Genomic DNA, 14,749 nt, shown 5'->3' on the forward strand with positions numbered 1-14,749 from the left:
AATGAAGTTTTTTATAGATACAGCAAATTTAGGGCAGATAAGAGAAGCTCAGGATATGGGAATTTTAGATGGTGTAACAACAAACCCGTCTTTAATGGCAAAGGAAGGTATTACTGGCCATGATAATATAATGAAACACTATGTGGATATCTGTAATATTGTAGATGGTGATGTTAGTGCAGAGGTCATTTCAACAGATTTTGAGGGTATGGTAAAAGAAGGTGAAGCATTAGCCGAGTTACATGAGCAGATTGTGGTAAAATTGCCAATGATAAAAGATGGTGTTAAAGCATGTAAATATTTTAGCGATAAAGGCATAAGAACCAATGTGACTTTGGTGTTTTCTCCAGGTCAAGCATTATTAGCTGCTAAGGCTGGTGCAACCTATGTAAGTCCTTTTATTGGTAGGTTAGATGATATTTCTACAGATGGGTTAAATCTTATTGCAGAAATAAGACATATTTATGATAATTATAGTTTTGGTACAGAAATATTAGCAGCGTCAGTACGTCATACAATGCATGTTATTGATTGTGCAAAACTTGGAGCGGATGTTATGACGGGACCTTTAAGTTCTATCGAAGGGCTACTAAAACACCCTTTAACCGATAATGGTCTGGCTAAGTTTTTAGAAGATTACAAAAAAGGAAATCAATAAAGGTGTTAATTAATGGACTATAATTTCAGATAGAAATCATTAGTCTGTTTTGCATCATACTTTTCCTGATCGAAAATATAGAGATATGATCCCTTGGTAGAAGAGGTCATATCTTTTTCATTTAACTTTATTAATATATCCATTGACTTTATTTTATTAACAAAGTTTCTTTTATCCAATTTCTTGTCTAAAATAGATTCATATAGCTTTTGAAGCTGACGCATCGTGAACTTTTCAGGCAATAGTCCAAAACCAATTGGGCTGATTGATGTTCTTCGGCGTAAACGTCTAGTAGCCTTGGCCAACATTTCATTATGATCAAAAATCAAGTGTGGTGCTTCAGTTAAGCTAAACCACTTTGCATTATGGTGTTCAGTGAGTTTTTCATTGTACTCCTGAATGTTTATAATGGCATAGTATGATGTTGAGATTGTTCTTTCTACTGGGTCACGGTCAATATTACTCCATGTATAAAATTGTTCCATATAGATATCATTTACTCCAGTTAAATTATGGAGAATACGATTAGCGGCATCATTTAAAGTCTCCTCCTTTTTTAGAAAACCACCAATTAAGGACCAATTACCCTTTTCCGGTTCAAAATCTCTTTTTACAAAAAGTACTTTTAAATCTTCGTTGTCAAAACCAAAAATAATGCAGTCTACAGCTAGTAGAACTTTGTCTTGTGGATTATAGGCGTTCAATAGTTTAAATTTTTATAAAGATATTCATTTTTTGTTTATATTTACTAAATGTAAAAAATACACTTGTAAAATGAAAAGTACATTCTCAATACTGTTTTCTTTGATTTTGGCATCTGCTTTTAGTCAAAATATCATTGTAGAAATTGACTCGGAACAACCCACAGATACAATTAGTAAACATATTTATGGCCACTTTGCCGAACATCTCGGTAGATGTATTTATGGAGGTCTTTACGTTGGCGATGATAGCAAGATACCAAACACAAGTGGCGTTAGAAACGATATTATTGAAGCGCTAAAAGAACTTCAAATCCCAAACCTGAGATGGCCAGGTGGTTGCTTCGCAGACACCTACCATTGGAAGGATGCTATTGGGCCCAAAGACCAACGTAAGCACATAGAAAATTATTCTTGGGGCAATGTAAGAGAAGATAATGGTTTTGGTACTCATGAATTCTTGAATTTATGTGAGCAAATCGGAGCCGAGCCCTATTTAGCTGTTAACATGAATTCTGGTACAATAGAAGAAGCTGTGGAATGGGAGCAGTATGTTAACAATGCAAACGGTTCTAGCAACTTAACGGATTTAAGGGCTGAAAATGGTAGAGCCAAACCTTGGAACGTAAAATATTGGGGCATTGGAAACGAGTCTTGGGATTGTGGTGGAGATATGACTGCAGATTACTATTCCAATCTTTACAAGCGGTACGCCAGGGCGATGACTAGCTATTCCAATACAGAAGGGTTATACCGAATTGCGGTAGGTCCAGGCTGGGACGATTATGACTGGACGGAAACAGTTATGAAGAACATTCCGCTGAAATCAATTGAAGGTTTATCCGTTCATCATTATTCTGTTTTTAATTGGGAAAATAAAGGCTCTTCATTTGATTTCACAGAAGAGGAATACTTTAAAACTATGCAGCGTGCTTGGTTTATGGAAGAATTCATAACAAAGAACAGTGAGGTTATGGATAAATACGATCCTGAAAAAAAAGTAGGCCTTATAGTTGATGAATGGGGAGGTTGGTACAATGTAATGCCAAACACAAATAATGCGTTTTTATATCAGCAAAACACCATGCGCGATGCTATGATTGCAGGTTTAACACTTAATATTTTCAATAATCATGCAGACCGCGTTCATATGGCTAACTTGGCTCAAACGGTAAATGTTCTTCAGGCAGTAATTTTAACCGAAGGCGAAAAAATGATATTGACTCCAACGTATCATGTAATGAATATGTATAAGGTACATCAAGATGCACTTTTATTGCCAACTAAGATTGAAAACAATCCAGATTATGGAAACGTTCCTGCTATTTCTGTCTCAGCATCAAAAGACAACAATGGTAGAACATATATTTCCTTGGTAAATATTGATATTAAAAAGGATTATGAAGTTACCATAAATGTGGACAACTTAAAGCCAAGATCCGCTACAATACTGTCTTCAGAAAAGATTCAAGATTATAATACATTTGAGAATCCCAATAAAATTTCACCAAAAGAATTCAAAGATTATAAATCTAAAAAGAATCAAATAACGTTAGATATTCCTGCATTTTCTGTGGTTGTTTTTGAGGCTAATTAGTAAATGGAATGATGATTTTCAAAAAACTCAAAATAAGCATCTTTTTCAGTCTTGTCTTTATTTGTTTCAATTGTAAACAAGAACCAAAAGTTGACGGTCAAAAAGAAAAATATAAAACTGAAAAAGGTTATACAATAGAACCCGTGGATATACAACACGTAAAATTATCCGACGAGTTTTGGTTGCCGATTATAAAGCGGGTACAGGAAAAAACCATAGAATACGCTATTGCTAAATGTGAAGAAGAAGGTAGGCTAGATAATTTCTTAGTTGCGGGAGGAGATAGAGAAGGCGAAGTAAAAGGCGAAATGCCCTTTGACGACACAGATGTATATAAGATTATAGAAGGTGCATCAAATTCTTTGATTAGCGCAAAAAATGCTACGTTAGAAAAAGTTCTAGATTCATTAATAGATATTATAAAGGTTGGTCAAGAAAAAGACGGCTATTTAACAACTTGGAGAACCATCAATCCTGCTAAACCACCAGCACCATGGGTTGAGGTCAAAGAAGGCAAACGATGGGAGTCCTTGGCAGCAAGTCACGAGCTGTATAATGCTGGCCATCTTTATGAAGCAGCTGCTATTCATTTTAAGGCAACTGGTAAAAAGAATTTTTTAAATATTGCTTTAAAGAACGCAGATTTAATGGTTGAGACATTTGGGAGTGAAGAAGGAAAAATACATACTGTACCTGGACATCAGATCATAGAGACAGGCTTAATAAAACTTTATCAAATAACAGGAAAAGAAGACTATATTAAACTTGCTAAGTATTTTTTGGATAATAGAGGTAATTCTGAAAACCACGAATTATTTGGTTCTTATTCCCAAGACCATATACCTGTTGTACAGCAAGATGAGGTTGTTGGTCATGCTGTAAGGGCAGTTTATATGTATGCGGCTATGACAGATATTGCTGCACTTCAGGACGACAGTTCGTATGAGGCTGCTGTTAATGACCTTTGGGATAATATGGTATCAAAAAAAATGTACATTACGGGAGGGCTGGGAGCAAGACACGATGGAGAAAGCTTCGGAGAAAACTATGAGTTACCAAATCTTACTGCTTATAGTGAAACGTGTGCGGCTATTGGTAGTGTGTACTGGAATCATAAGTTGCATAACCTGTATGGAGACACAAAATATTTTGATGTAATTGAGCGTACGCTCTACAATGGATTAATTTCTGGTTTATCCTTAGATGGCATTAACTTCTTCTATCCAAATGCGCTGGAATCGGATGGAGAATATAAGTTTAATCGTGGCTCTTGTACGCGTCAAGCTTGGTTTGATTGCTCTTGTTGTCCTACAAATGTTATTCGATTTGTTCCGTCTATTCCAGGACTTATGTATTCAAAAGGAAACAATACGGTTTACGTTAATTTATATGCATCAAACACAGCCACTATCAATCTAAATGATGATAAAGAAATAAAAGTGACGCAACAAACATCTTATCCTTGGGACGGAACGGTTAAAATGACAGTTGATGCAAAATCGGAAACCACGATAAAATTTAGAATTCCAGGATGGAGTAGAAATAAAGTAACACCTAGCGACTTATATGCCTACGTAAACAAAATGGACAACCAACCAGAATTGATTATTAACGGCAACAAAGTAGATGCCAAAATAAACAATGGTTATTTTGAAGTAACAAGAGAATGGAGCAACAGTGATAGTGTGGAAATCTACTTTCCTATGGAAGTAAGAATAGTAAAAGCTAATGATAAAGTAGAAGAAGACAAAGGGAAACGGTCTCTGGAATATGGACCACTGGTGTACGCAGTAGAAGAAATTGATAATCTAAGTTTTAATGAGATTTCCATCTCAGAAAATGAAGAATTCAAGGTTCAAAATGAAGATATTTTAAAAGGTATCAATACCATTTCAAACCAAAAATTTAAAGCTATTCCCTATTATGCATGGTCAAACCGTGGTGTAGGAAAAATGAAAGTTTGGTTGCCTATTACAAAAGATTAATATTTATGAAAACATACGTTATAGGTCTAGACTATGGTTCAGATTCTGTTAGAGCGGTTTTAATAGATACACACAACGGAGCCGAATTGGCTTCCGAGGTATTTTGGTATCCAAGATGGAAAGAGCAAAAGTATTGCAATGCCGGGACTAACCAATTCAGACAGCATCCATTAGATCATATTGAAGGTTTAGAATACACCATAACTTCTGTAATTTCTCAAAGTGGAGTATCGCCAGAATCTGTTGTGAGTATTTGTATAGATACTACAGGTTCTTCGCCTTTGCCTTTAAATAAAGATGGTGTGCCTTTGGCCTTGGTAGATGGTTTTAAAGACAATCCAAATGCTTTAATGGTGCTTTGGAAAGACCATACTTCGGTAAAGGAAGCCAATGAAATTAATGAATTAGCCAAAAGTTGGGGAGGAGAAGATTTTACCAGGTTTGAAGGTGGTATTTATTCTTCGGAATGGTTTTGGGCAAAGATTTTACATATCGCAAGACAAGATAGCGCAGTAAGAGAAGCTGCCTATACCTGGATGGAGCATTGCGATTATATGACGTATTTGTTGGCTGATGATAAAGATTTAAAAACCTTTAAACGAAGTCGTTGTGCAGCAGGTCATAAAGCAATGTGGCACAAAAGCTGGAATGGTTTACCTTCAGAAGAATTCTTATCACAACTACATCCTTATTTAGCTGAATTAAGAGGAAATTTATACGAAGACACTTATACTTCAGATGAAGTTGCAGGTCATCTCAATGAAGAATGGGCAAATAAATTAGGCTTAACTACAAAGACTGTTATTGCAGTCGGTACTTTTGATGCGCATTCAGGTGCTGTTGGTGCAAAGGTTGATAAAAATGCATTAGTTCGTGTAATGGGAACTTCAACGTGCGACATTATGGTCGCTGATGAAGAAGTTATTGGTGCTAATTGTGTAAATGGCATTTGCGGACAGGTAGACGGTTCTGTAATTCCTGGAATGATTGGTCTAGAAGCTGGTCAGTCGGCTTTTGGCGATGTGTTGGCTTGGTTTAAAAGTGTATTGGATTGGCCAATTGATAATTTGGTAATGACTTCCAATTTACTTTCAGACGATATTAAAAAGCAACTTAAGGAAGAAGTTGAAGCAAAATTTATAAGAACATTAGCAGCGCAAGCTGAAAAAATTCCAGTAACTGAAGCTGTTCCAATCGCTTTAGATTGGGTTAATGGCAGACGTACACCAGATGCTAATCAAGAATTGAAAGCAGCAATTTCAGGTATTTCATTGGGCACAAAAGCACCACATATTTTTAAGGCTTTGGTCAATGCCATTTGCTTTGGAGCAAAAATGATTGTGGACCGTTTTCAAGATGAAGGTGTTGAGATTGATACTGTTATTGGCATTGGTGGTGTAGCTCGTAAGTCGCCTTTTATAATGCAAACCTTGGCAAACACCTTAAATATGCCAATTAAAGTGGCAGAATCTGACCAAGCGCCTGCATTAGGTGCTGCAATTTATGCTGCAGTTGCTGCTGGTATTTACGAAAATGTTATTGAGGCAAGCAAAGTAATGGGTAGCGATTTTGAAGCAGAATATTTCCCGCAAGCGGATTATGTAGAAACCTACGAAAAGCTAATGGATGCCTACAAAGTATTAGGAGAATTTGTTGAAAATTCCATCAAAACAAAAAAGTATGAGTTCCAAGTATAAGTCACTTAAAGAAGAATGTTACGAGGCCAATATGCAGTTAAATGCATTGGATTTGGTAGTGTACACCTTTGGCAATGTTAGTGCTGTAGATAGAGCCAATGGCGTGTTTGCTATTAAGCCAAGTGGAGTGCCTTACGAGACCTTAAAGCCTGAAGATATTGTGATTTTAGATTACGATAATAACGTGGTTGAAGGTACAATGCGTCCATCGTCAGACACTAAAACACATTCATATTTATACAAAAACTGGGATGATATTGGAGGTGTAGCACATACACACGCCAAATTTTCTTGCGCTTGGGCTCAAGCACAAAAAGACGTTCCAATTTTTGGAACAACACACGCAGACCATTTAACAGCTGATATTCCTTGTGCACCGCCAATGAGCGACGAGCTTATTGAAGGCAATTATGAGCACAATACTGGAATTCAAATTTTAGACTGTTTCAAAAATAAAAACCTATCACATCAAGAAGTGGAGATGGTTTTAATAGGAAATCACGGTCCATTTACTTGGGGAAAAAATGCTGCAAAAGCAGTTTACAATAGCAAGGTGCTAGAAGTGGTGGCTGAAATGGCTTACTTAACACTTCAGATTAATCCTGATGCACCACGATTAAAAGATTCATTAATAAAAAAGCATTATGAGCGTAAGCACGGAAAAAACGCGTATTACGGTCAATAAATACATAGATTAAAATGATAGATATTTCAAATAAAGAAGTTTGGTTTGTAACAGGAAGCCAGCATTTGTACGGTCCGGAAACTTTGGAACAAGTTGCCAAAAATTCGGCTGAAATTGTAAAGGCTTTAGATGCTTCAGAAGGTATTCCTGTAAAAGTAGTTTACAAGCCAACAGTTAAATCTACAGAAGAAATATACGACACGTTAACTGCGGCAAATCAAGAAGAAAATTGCATTGGTGTCATCACGTGGATGCATACGTTTTCGCCAGCAAAAATGTGGATAAGAGGTTTAACTGCACTTCAAAAACCATTGTGTCATTTGCATACGCAATTCAACAGAGATATTCCTTGGAATTCTATTGATATGGATTTTATGAACTTAAATCAAGCAGCCCACGGAGACAGAGAGTTTGGTTTTATGGTTAGTAGACTGCGTAAAAACAGAAAAGTAGTTGTTGGGCATTGGTCTGAAAATTCAGTACAAAAAAGTATAGGAGATTGGACACGTGTTGCTGCAGCTTGGGATGATTGGCAAGGAGCAAAATTCGCGCGTTTTGGAGATAATATGCGTTTTGTGGCAGTGACTGATGGAGATAAGGTTGAAGCTGAAACTAAATTCGGATTTTCAGTAAATACCTATGCTGTTGGAGATTTGGTTGAAGTGATTAATTCTATAACAGATGCTGAAATTGATGCTTTGGTTAAAGAATATGAAAAGTCTTACAATATGGCAGATAATCTGCTAGAAGGTGGCGACAAACGTTCATCATTAATTGAATCTGCTCGTATTGAATTAGGCTTGGAGAAATTCTTGGTAGATGGTGGTTTTAAAGGATTTTCAGATACGTTTGAAGATTTACACGGAATGAAACAATTGCCAGGAATTGCAGTACAACGCTTAATGCAAAAAGGTTACGGTTTTGCGGGCGAAGGCGATTGGAAAACTGCTGCCTTGGTAAGAGCAATGAAAGTTATGGGTTCTGGTTTAGATGGTGGTAATGCCTTTATGGAAGATTATACTTATCATCTAGACCCAGAAAAACCAAGAATTTTGGGCTCACATATGTTAGAGGTTGACCCAGTTTTGGCAGCAAACAAACCATCGTGTGAAGTTCATCCTTTAGGTATTGGTGGTAAAGAAGACCCAGTACGTTTGGTGTTTAATGGTAAAGCAGGCGATTCTTTAGTAGCAGCCTTAATGGATTTTGGTAGCCGTTTTAGATTATTGGTTAACAAAACCGTTGGAGAAGAAGTTAAAGAGGAACTACCAAAATTACCTGTAGCGAGAATTATGTGGAAACCTTTGCCAGATTTTAAAACCGCCTGTACAGCTTGGATTTTAGGTGGTGGAGCACATCATACTTGTTATAGTGAAAATCTGTCCGTAGAGCAATTAGAAGATTTTGCAGAGATGGCAGGTATTGAATCTTTGGTCATAGATGAAGACACCACAATTAGAAACTTCAAGGAATCTATTAGAGCTAACGAAGCTTACTATATGTTTCAATAAACTGACTGAAATGAAAACGCTAAAACAAATTTTATTGTCTATTTTAATGCTTGCTTTTGCAAGTACATTAATGCAATGTAAAGACGAGAAAAAAGACAAATCAACAGAAGAAAAAACAGAAACTGTGATAGATAATACATTGAAGATAGAAAAATCAGAATTTGGTAAAACCGAAGATGGTACAGCAATAGAACAGTACAGTTTAAAAAACGCCAATGGTGTAGAGTTAAGCGTTATTACTTATGGCGGAAGAATTACATCCTTAAAAGTGCCTAACAAAGATGGCAAGCTAGAAAATGTGGTGCTTAATTTTGATAACATTAAAGATTATGAAAAAGACAACCCATTTTTTGGTGCATTAATAGGTCGTTATGGCAACCGAATTGCTAATGGAAAATTCACTTTAGAAGGAAATGAATATAGCTTGGCAACAAACGATGGTAAAAACCATTTACACGGTGGTGTTAATGGATTTGATAGAGTTGTTTGGACTGCAGAACCTATGGAAAGCGACAATGGTTCCGCTTTAAAATTATCCTACAAAAGTAAAGATGGCGAAGAAGGTTATCCAGGGAATTTAGGTGTTGAAGTGGTTTATACCTTAACAAATGATAATGAAGTTGAAGTGTCTTACAAGGCTACAACAGATAAAGCCACAGTTGTTAATTTAACCCAACACGCTTATTTTAATTTAACAGGAGATTTTTCAAAAGATATATTAAATCACGATGTAGTAATTGCAGCAGATGCTTATTTGCCTGTGGATGAAACGTTGATTCCGACAGGAGAAATAAGAAAAGTTGAAGGCACACCTTTCAACTTTAATACTTCTAAAAAAATAGGGCAAGAGATTAATGTTGATAACGAACAATTAAAACGTGGTAAGGGTTACGACCATTGTTGGGTTTTAAATGGAGAAAAAGGAGATATGCGCTTGGTAGCTTCGGCTTATGATGAAACTAGTGGACGTTTAATGGAGATTTTTTCTGAAGAACCTGCTATTCAATTTTATACAGGAAACTTTTTAGATGGTACGTTACCAATGCCAAATGGTGGCACTTATGCGCACCGAACAGGATTTTGTTTAGAAACGCAACACTATCCAGATTCGCCAAATCAGGCTGAATTTCCATCAACAGTATTACAACCAGGAGAAACCTATTCAACTAAAACAACATTCAAGTTTTCGGTAAAATAACTAACTAAACTAACTAACTATGCAAACGCTGGATTTATACGACTGGATTGCTATTGTCTTTTACTTTCTGATTTTAGCAGGTATTGCTGTTTGGGTCATTAGAAAGAAAAACGACAATACTGAAGATTACTTTCTCGCAGGTAAAAATGTAGGTTGGTTTGTAGTTGGTGCTTCCATATTTGCTTCTAATATTGGGTCTGAACACGTTGTTGGTTTAGCAGGTGCAGGAGCAGGAGACAAGTTACCAATGTTGATTTACGAAATCCAGGCTTGGGTGGTATTAATGTTAGGCTGGATTTTCCTTCCGTTTTACGCCAGAAGTGGTGTGTTTACAATGCCAGAATTCTTGGAAAAACGTTTTGATGCACGTTCGCGCTGGATACTTTCCATCTTCTCAATTGTAGCTTATGTATTGACAAAAATTTCGGTAACTATTTATGCAGGTGGAATAGTAGTCTCTGCTTTATTAGGTATCGATTTTTGGACAGGTGCCTTGGCAACTGTTATTCTAACAGGTATTTATACGGTTTTAGGTGGAATGCGAGCTGTGGTTTATACCGAAACTTTACAAGCTGTTTTATTAGTTGTTGGAGCAGCAGCATTGACAATTATAGGTTTAGATAAAGTTGGTGGTTGGGAAAGTATGACACAAACCGTAACACCAGAATATCTTAATATGTGGCGTTCTATGGACGATCCAAATTTTCCTTGGTTGCCATTGTTGATCGCTAGTACTATAACAGGTATTTGGTATTGGTGTACAGATCAATATATTGTACAACGTGTGTTAACAGCAAAGAACATAAAAGAGGGAAGACGAGGAACTATTTTTGGCGCCTTTTTAAAATTATTGCCAGTATTCTTATTCTTGGTGCCTGGAATCATTGCCTTGGCTTTAAAAATGCGTGGAGAATTACAATGGGAAACGGCTGATCAAGCATTTCCTGTGTTGATGAGTAATTTACTGCCATCAGGCTTACGTGGTTTGGTTGCAGCAGGTTTATTGGCTGCTTTAATGAGCTCTCTGGCTTCTGTGTTTAACTCGTGTTCGACACTGTTCACTATTGATATATACAAGAAATTACGACCAAACACACCTGAGAAGAAGTTGGTAAGAACAGGTCAAATCGCTACTGCAATAATTGTTGTTATCGGTATGGCTTGGATTCCTGTTATGGCTAATATTTCTGGTGTATTGTATGAATATCTACAAAGCGTACAATCGTATATTGCACCACCAATCACAGCTGTATTCTTATTGGGTATTTTCTCAAAACGTATCAACGGAACTGGTGCTTACGTCACTTTAGTAGTTGGCCTCATAGTTGGTGCAATAAGAATTATTTTAGAATTAGTTAAAGATTCATTTAGCACAGATAGCATCTTGTATAAGTTTGGCGATATGAACTTTTTATCATTTGCATCGTGGTTCTTCTTATTCTGTATGATACTAATTGTAGTTGTGAGTTTAGTAACAGGAAAACCAGCTAAAGAGAAAACAGATAATTTAACCTTTGGAACTATTTCTGAAGAGGAAAAATCTAAGAATAAGAGCAGTTACAATTGGGTAGACGTTGCAGTTTCTCTTTTAATTGTTGCCGTAGTTGTAGCTGTAATGATATTTTTTAATGGTGAGTAACTAACTTTTAAAATTGATTGATGAAAAAATCGGGACTATAATTTATCCCGATTTTTTTTAGACTAAAACTTAACAACAAAGCCATCATTTCGTTTTAACTGAATCTTTGTTAAGCTATCGCTATTAATCGTTTCTCTGTAGAACTCATTGTCCTTTTCAGTATATAAAATTCCTTTACTGTTTTTAATGAAAGAAAGGTCTAAATCAAGCGTTTTAGATTGATCTTCGCCATTAATACCTACAACAAACCAGTTGTCACCTTTTCGTCTTGCCATAACCACATCCTTACCAGGAAAACCTGATATAAATTTAGACTCGTCCCAATTTGTTGGAATGTCTTTTAAAAATTCAATAATAAAATCAGGTTGCTTTTCCATACCAGCTGGTGTTTCAGCAATATGTTGAATGCCTGATAAGAACAAAATCGGAAGTGCCAGCTCAAAACTTTTGGTTGTTTTTCGTTGTATACCAGGAATACTATCAAGCACCATTGGTGTAAAATCCATTGGATCAAAAATGTTTCTGGTAAATGGAAGCATAGCACAATGACTAGCTTGTAGATCTGCATTTTCTTGATCAAAAGTAATGAATTCTTCGCCTTTAATGGCTTCAACAGTCATTAAATGAGGATAGGTGCGTTGCCATCCACGAGGTAATGTGGCACCGTGAAAATTGACCAATAATTTATTTTTGGCTGCATCTTTTAAAATATCGTGATAGTAAGCAATCATTGATTGTCCGTCGCCACCAAAGAAGTCTATTTTAACACCAGAAATGCCCAAATCGTTCATTCGTTTAAACTCTGTTTCTCTTCCCTCTTGCGTTAAAAGTTTACTTTTTGGATGATAAGGTGTCGTGTTCCAAGAACCTGATGAATTATACCAAACAATCAATTTTACATTTTTAGAGTTGGCATAATCGGCTAGTGCTTTCATTTTTTCATCGCCAATAGTCGTATCCCAATTCACATCGATTAAGCAATATTTCCAATGCATATCTGATGCATAATCAATGAATTCTTTTGTAGTTTCATAATTTACAGAATCGTCTTTAAGTAGTGCCCAACTCCAAGAGGCTAAGCCACTTTCAATAAAAGAGGTGCCCATTTCTATGGCTTTATTGGCTAAATCTGTTCCCAGAGTGCTTTCGGTAACGGTTTTAAGGTCACCAATGGTAATTATCCGCCAAGGTGTTTCCCAAGGTGTTTTGGACTCAGGCTTTAGTTCGCCATTAGGAAAAATTTCTTCTTTTTGAGGGAATGTTACCTTTAATGCTTCATCTTCTTCATTGTACATTAAACGTGTGCCACAATAGTTGGCTTTGAGTCCGGTTTCTGAAACAACTAACCAAGTATCATTTGCCTTGAATAGCGCAGGATATACCCAACCCTCACCAATAGGTGATTTTTCATCAACCGAAATATTTGAAATATAATGCTCTTCATAAGATGGATGTACCTGTTCCCAACCAGTTTTAGCTCTAGACATTGGCTGTAACCAAGCTTTGGTGTTTGATGTAAAGTTGTAAGTGGTTTTTTCGTCTTCTATTTTAAATATAGAATCGGAAGCTTCAGGAAATTTGTATTTAAAAGCTACACCATCATCAGAGATATTGAATATAATATTGATGCGTTTTTCATTTTCATTTTGCAATTCAACGATATACTGATTGGCTTCATATTCAATGTTTTTCTGCTTGCCTTGATGCATTGTGTAATGGTCCTTAACTAGTTTAGGTTCAGAAATAGTAATGATTTCAAGGTTGTTGTAAAAACTTTCGTCCTTTCTTTCTATTCCTAATATCGACGAGTCTAAGACAATTTTGTTATTGTATGAGACTTTGTAAAAAGGCGCTTTATTGTTATTTAATCCAAAATTGACTTTTATGGTTTCGCTAGGATTAGTAAATAATCCAATATTTGATTTTTCATTGCAAGATTGAAGAAGGGAAGTACAAATTAGGATAAGAGCAAAGACATGATTTTTCATAAATAAGTGTTTTTTATACACTTATAAAAGTAATAATTTTTATCTTTAAAAAAAATACGCAAAAATGCCGTCTAGTAGAACCACGTTGTCAACGATGTCTAAAGCGCTGAATCTTTCAATTTCAACAGTTTCAAAAGCGCTTTCTGGCAGTCATGAAATTGGTGATAAAACCAAAAAAAGAGTTTTAGAGTATGCAAAGCAGAGCAACTATGTACCAAATTCATTAGCATCAAGTTTTAGAAGGGGAACGACAAACACTATAGGTTTAATTTTACCGAATGTTTTAAATCCGTTCTATGCTAAAGTTCTTGTAGGTGTGGAAGCTTATTTATCTGAAAAAGGCTATAAGTTAATCACCGCAATATCCAATGATTTTATTGAGAAGGAAACCAAGAACCTTTCTGTTATGTCTAGTGGATTTGTTGATGGACTAATTTTATGTGTATCGAGAGAGGCCGTACAGAAGAAAGATTTTGAACATATTAAAACTCTTATTGATAATGGGACACCAATAGTAACATTTGATAGGATTTGTGAAGAAATTGATTGTGATAAGGTCATCACCGACGATTATAAGGCAGCTTTTGATGCGACACAATACTTAATAACCCAAAGACATTGTAAACATATAGTTATCACCTCAAAGACAAAAACACTATCACATTTAACGCTTAGGAAGAAGGGGTTTATAAAAGCGGCAAATATGTATAAGTCTAAGGTGAAATATACGCTTATTACAGACGAGAGATCTATCGGATTAAAAGATAAACTCAGTAATCTACTAAAGGAAGATCCGAGCGTAGATGGAATTTTTTGCTTAAATGAAAAAAGCGTTTTACACGCTATATTAGTAACTAATAAGTTAAAAAAGGAAGATTGTAACATATCCATTGCTGGGTTTTGTAATGATATGCAATCTAAGTATGATGCCACCTTAACTGTGATTAATCAAAATGCAAAGGAAATGGGAAGAGCATCTGCCAAACTTCTGCTGGATAGAATAAAAAGTAAAGATAACCGTTATAATTTTTCAACAAAGACCATAGATGTAAGTTTGAACACTAAAAATTTACATTAAAATTACATTCAT

General features: G+C 35.8%; 11 protein-coding genes. 9 read left to right on the forward strand and 2 right to left on the reverse strand.

Annotated elements, in window-relative coordinates; genetic code table 11:
* Position 1: 1 nt before the first annotated feature.
* Complete coding sequence (fsa, locus tag V1468_RS15810) at positions 2 to 658, forward strand: fructose-6-phosphate aldolase (protein WP_331811179.1); 657 nt, start codon at positions 2 to 4, stop codon at positions 656 to 658.
* A gap of 17 nt (positions 659 to 675) precedes the next feature.
* Here fsa and V1468_RS15815 read toward each other — a convergent pair whose 3' ends face one another.
* Positions 676 to 1,362, reverse strand: coding sequence for an NUDIX hydrolase (locus tag V1468_RS15815; RefSeq protein WP_331811180.1), 687 nt, complete (start codon positions 1,360 to 1,362; stop codon positions 676 to 678).
* Positions 1,363 to 1,432: 70 nt separating this feature from the next.
* Between V1468_RS15815 and V1468_RS15820 the strand changes: the two genes are divergently transcribed.
* From V1468_RS15820 to V1468_RS15850, 7 genes are read left to right on the forward strand one after another with little or no spacing between them, the layout of a single operon-like run.
* Entirely contained in the window at positions 1,433 to 2,956 is a 1,524-nt protein-coding gene (locus V1468_RS15820; RefSeq protein WP_331811181.1) for an alpha-N-arabinofuranosidase, read from the forward strand.
* Positions 2,957 to 2,964: 8 nt separating this feature from the next.
* Complete coding sequence (locus tag V1468_RS15825; protein WP_331811182.1) at positions 2,965 to 4,941, forward strand: glycoside hydrolase family 127 protein; 1,977 nt, start codon at positions 2,965 to 2,967, stop codon at positions 4,939 to 4,941.
* Between the two features lie 5 nt (positions 4,942 to 4,946).
* Positions 4,947 to 6,638, forward strand: coding sequence for a ribulokinase (locus tag V1468_RS15830; protein ID WP_331811183.1), 1,692 nt, complete (start codon positions 4,947 to 4,949; stop codon positions 6,636 to 6,638).
* Complete coding sequence (locus tag V1468_RS15835) at positions 6,622 to 7,323, forward strand: L-ribulose-5-phosphate 4-epimerase (protein WP_331811184.1); 702 nt, start codon at positions 6,622 to 6,624, stop codon at positions 7,321 to 7,323. Before V1468_RS15830 ends, V1468_RS15835 begins: the two co-directional genes overlap by 17 nt.
* Before the next feature lie 14 nt (positions 7,324 to 7,337).
* On the forward strand, positions 7,338 to 8,834 hold the full coding sequence (gene araA / locus V1468_RS15840; RefSeq protein WP_331811185.1) for an L-arabinose isomerase: 1,497 nt from the start codon (positions 7,338 to 7,340) through the stop codon (positions 8,832 to 8,834).
* Between the two features lie 10 nt (positions 8,835 to 8,844).
* Positions 8,845 to 10,032, forward strand: coding sequence for an aldose epimerase family protein (locus V1468_RS15845; protein WP_331811186.1), 1,188 nt, complete (start codon positions 8,845 to 8,847; stop codon positions 10,030 to 10,032).
* A gap of 19 nt (positions 10,033 to 10,051) precedes the next feature.
* Positions 10,052 to 11,671 carry a sodium:solute symporter gene (locus V1468_RS15850; protein WP_331811187.1) on the forward strand — a complete coding sequence of 540 codons (1,620 nt, stop codon included), beginning with the start codon at positions 10,052 to 10,054 and terminating at the stop codon, positions 11,669 to 11,671.
* A gap of 62 nt (positions 11,672 to 11,733) precedes the next feature.
* On the opposite strand, the gene V1468_RS15855 is transcribed toward V1468_RS15850, so the two are convergent.
* Positions 11,734 to 13,659: a glycoside hydrolase family 97 protein gene (locus tag V1468_RS15855; protein ID WP_331811188.1), complete on the reverse strand. Its 1,926-nt coding sequence runs from the start codon at positions 13,657 to 13,659 to the stop codon at positions 11,734 to 11,736.
* Positions 13,660 to 13,723: 64 nt separating this feature from the next.
* Here V1468_RS15855 and V1468_RS15860 point away from each other — a divergent pair, with 64 nt between their 5' ends.
* A complete protein-coding gene (locus tag V1468_RS15860) occupies positions 13,724 to 14,737 on the forward strand; it encodes a LacI family DNA-binding transcriptional regulator (protein ID WP_331811189.1) in 1,014 nt (337 codons plus the stop codon).
* The last annotated feature ends 12 nt before the right edge of the window (positions 14,738 to 14,749 follow it).

The organism is Winogradskyella poriferorum (assembly GCF_036553625.1).
GTDB classification, from domain to species: domain Bacteria; phylum Bacteroidota; class Bacteroidia; order Flavobacteriales; family Flavobacteriaceae; genus Winogradskyella; species Winogradskyella poriferorum.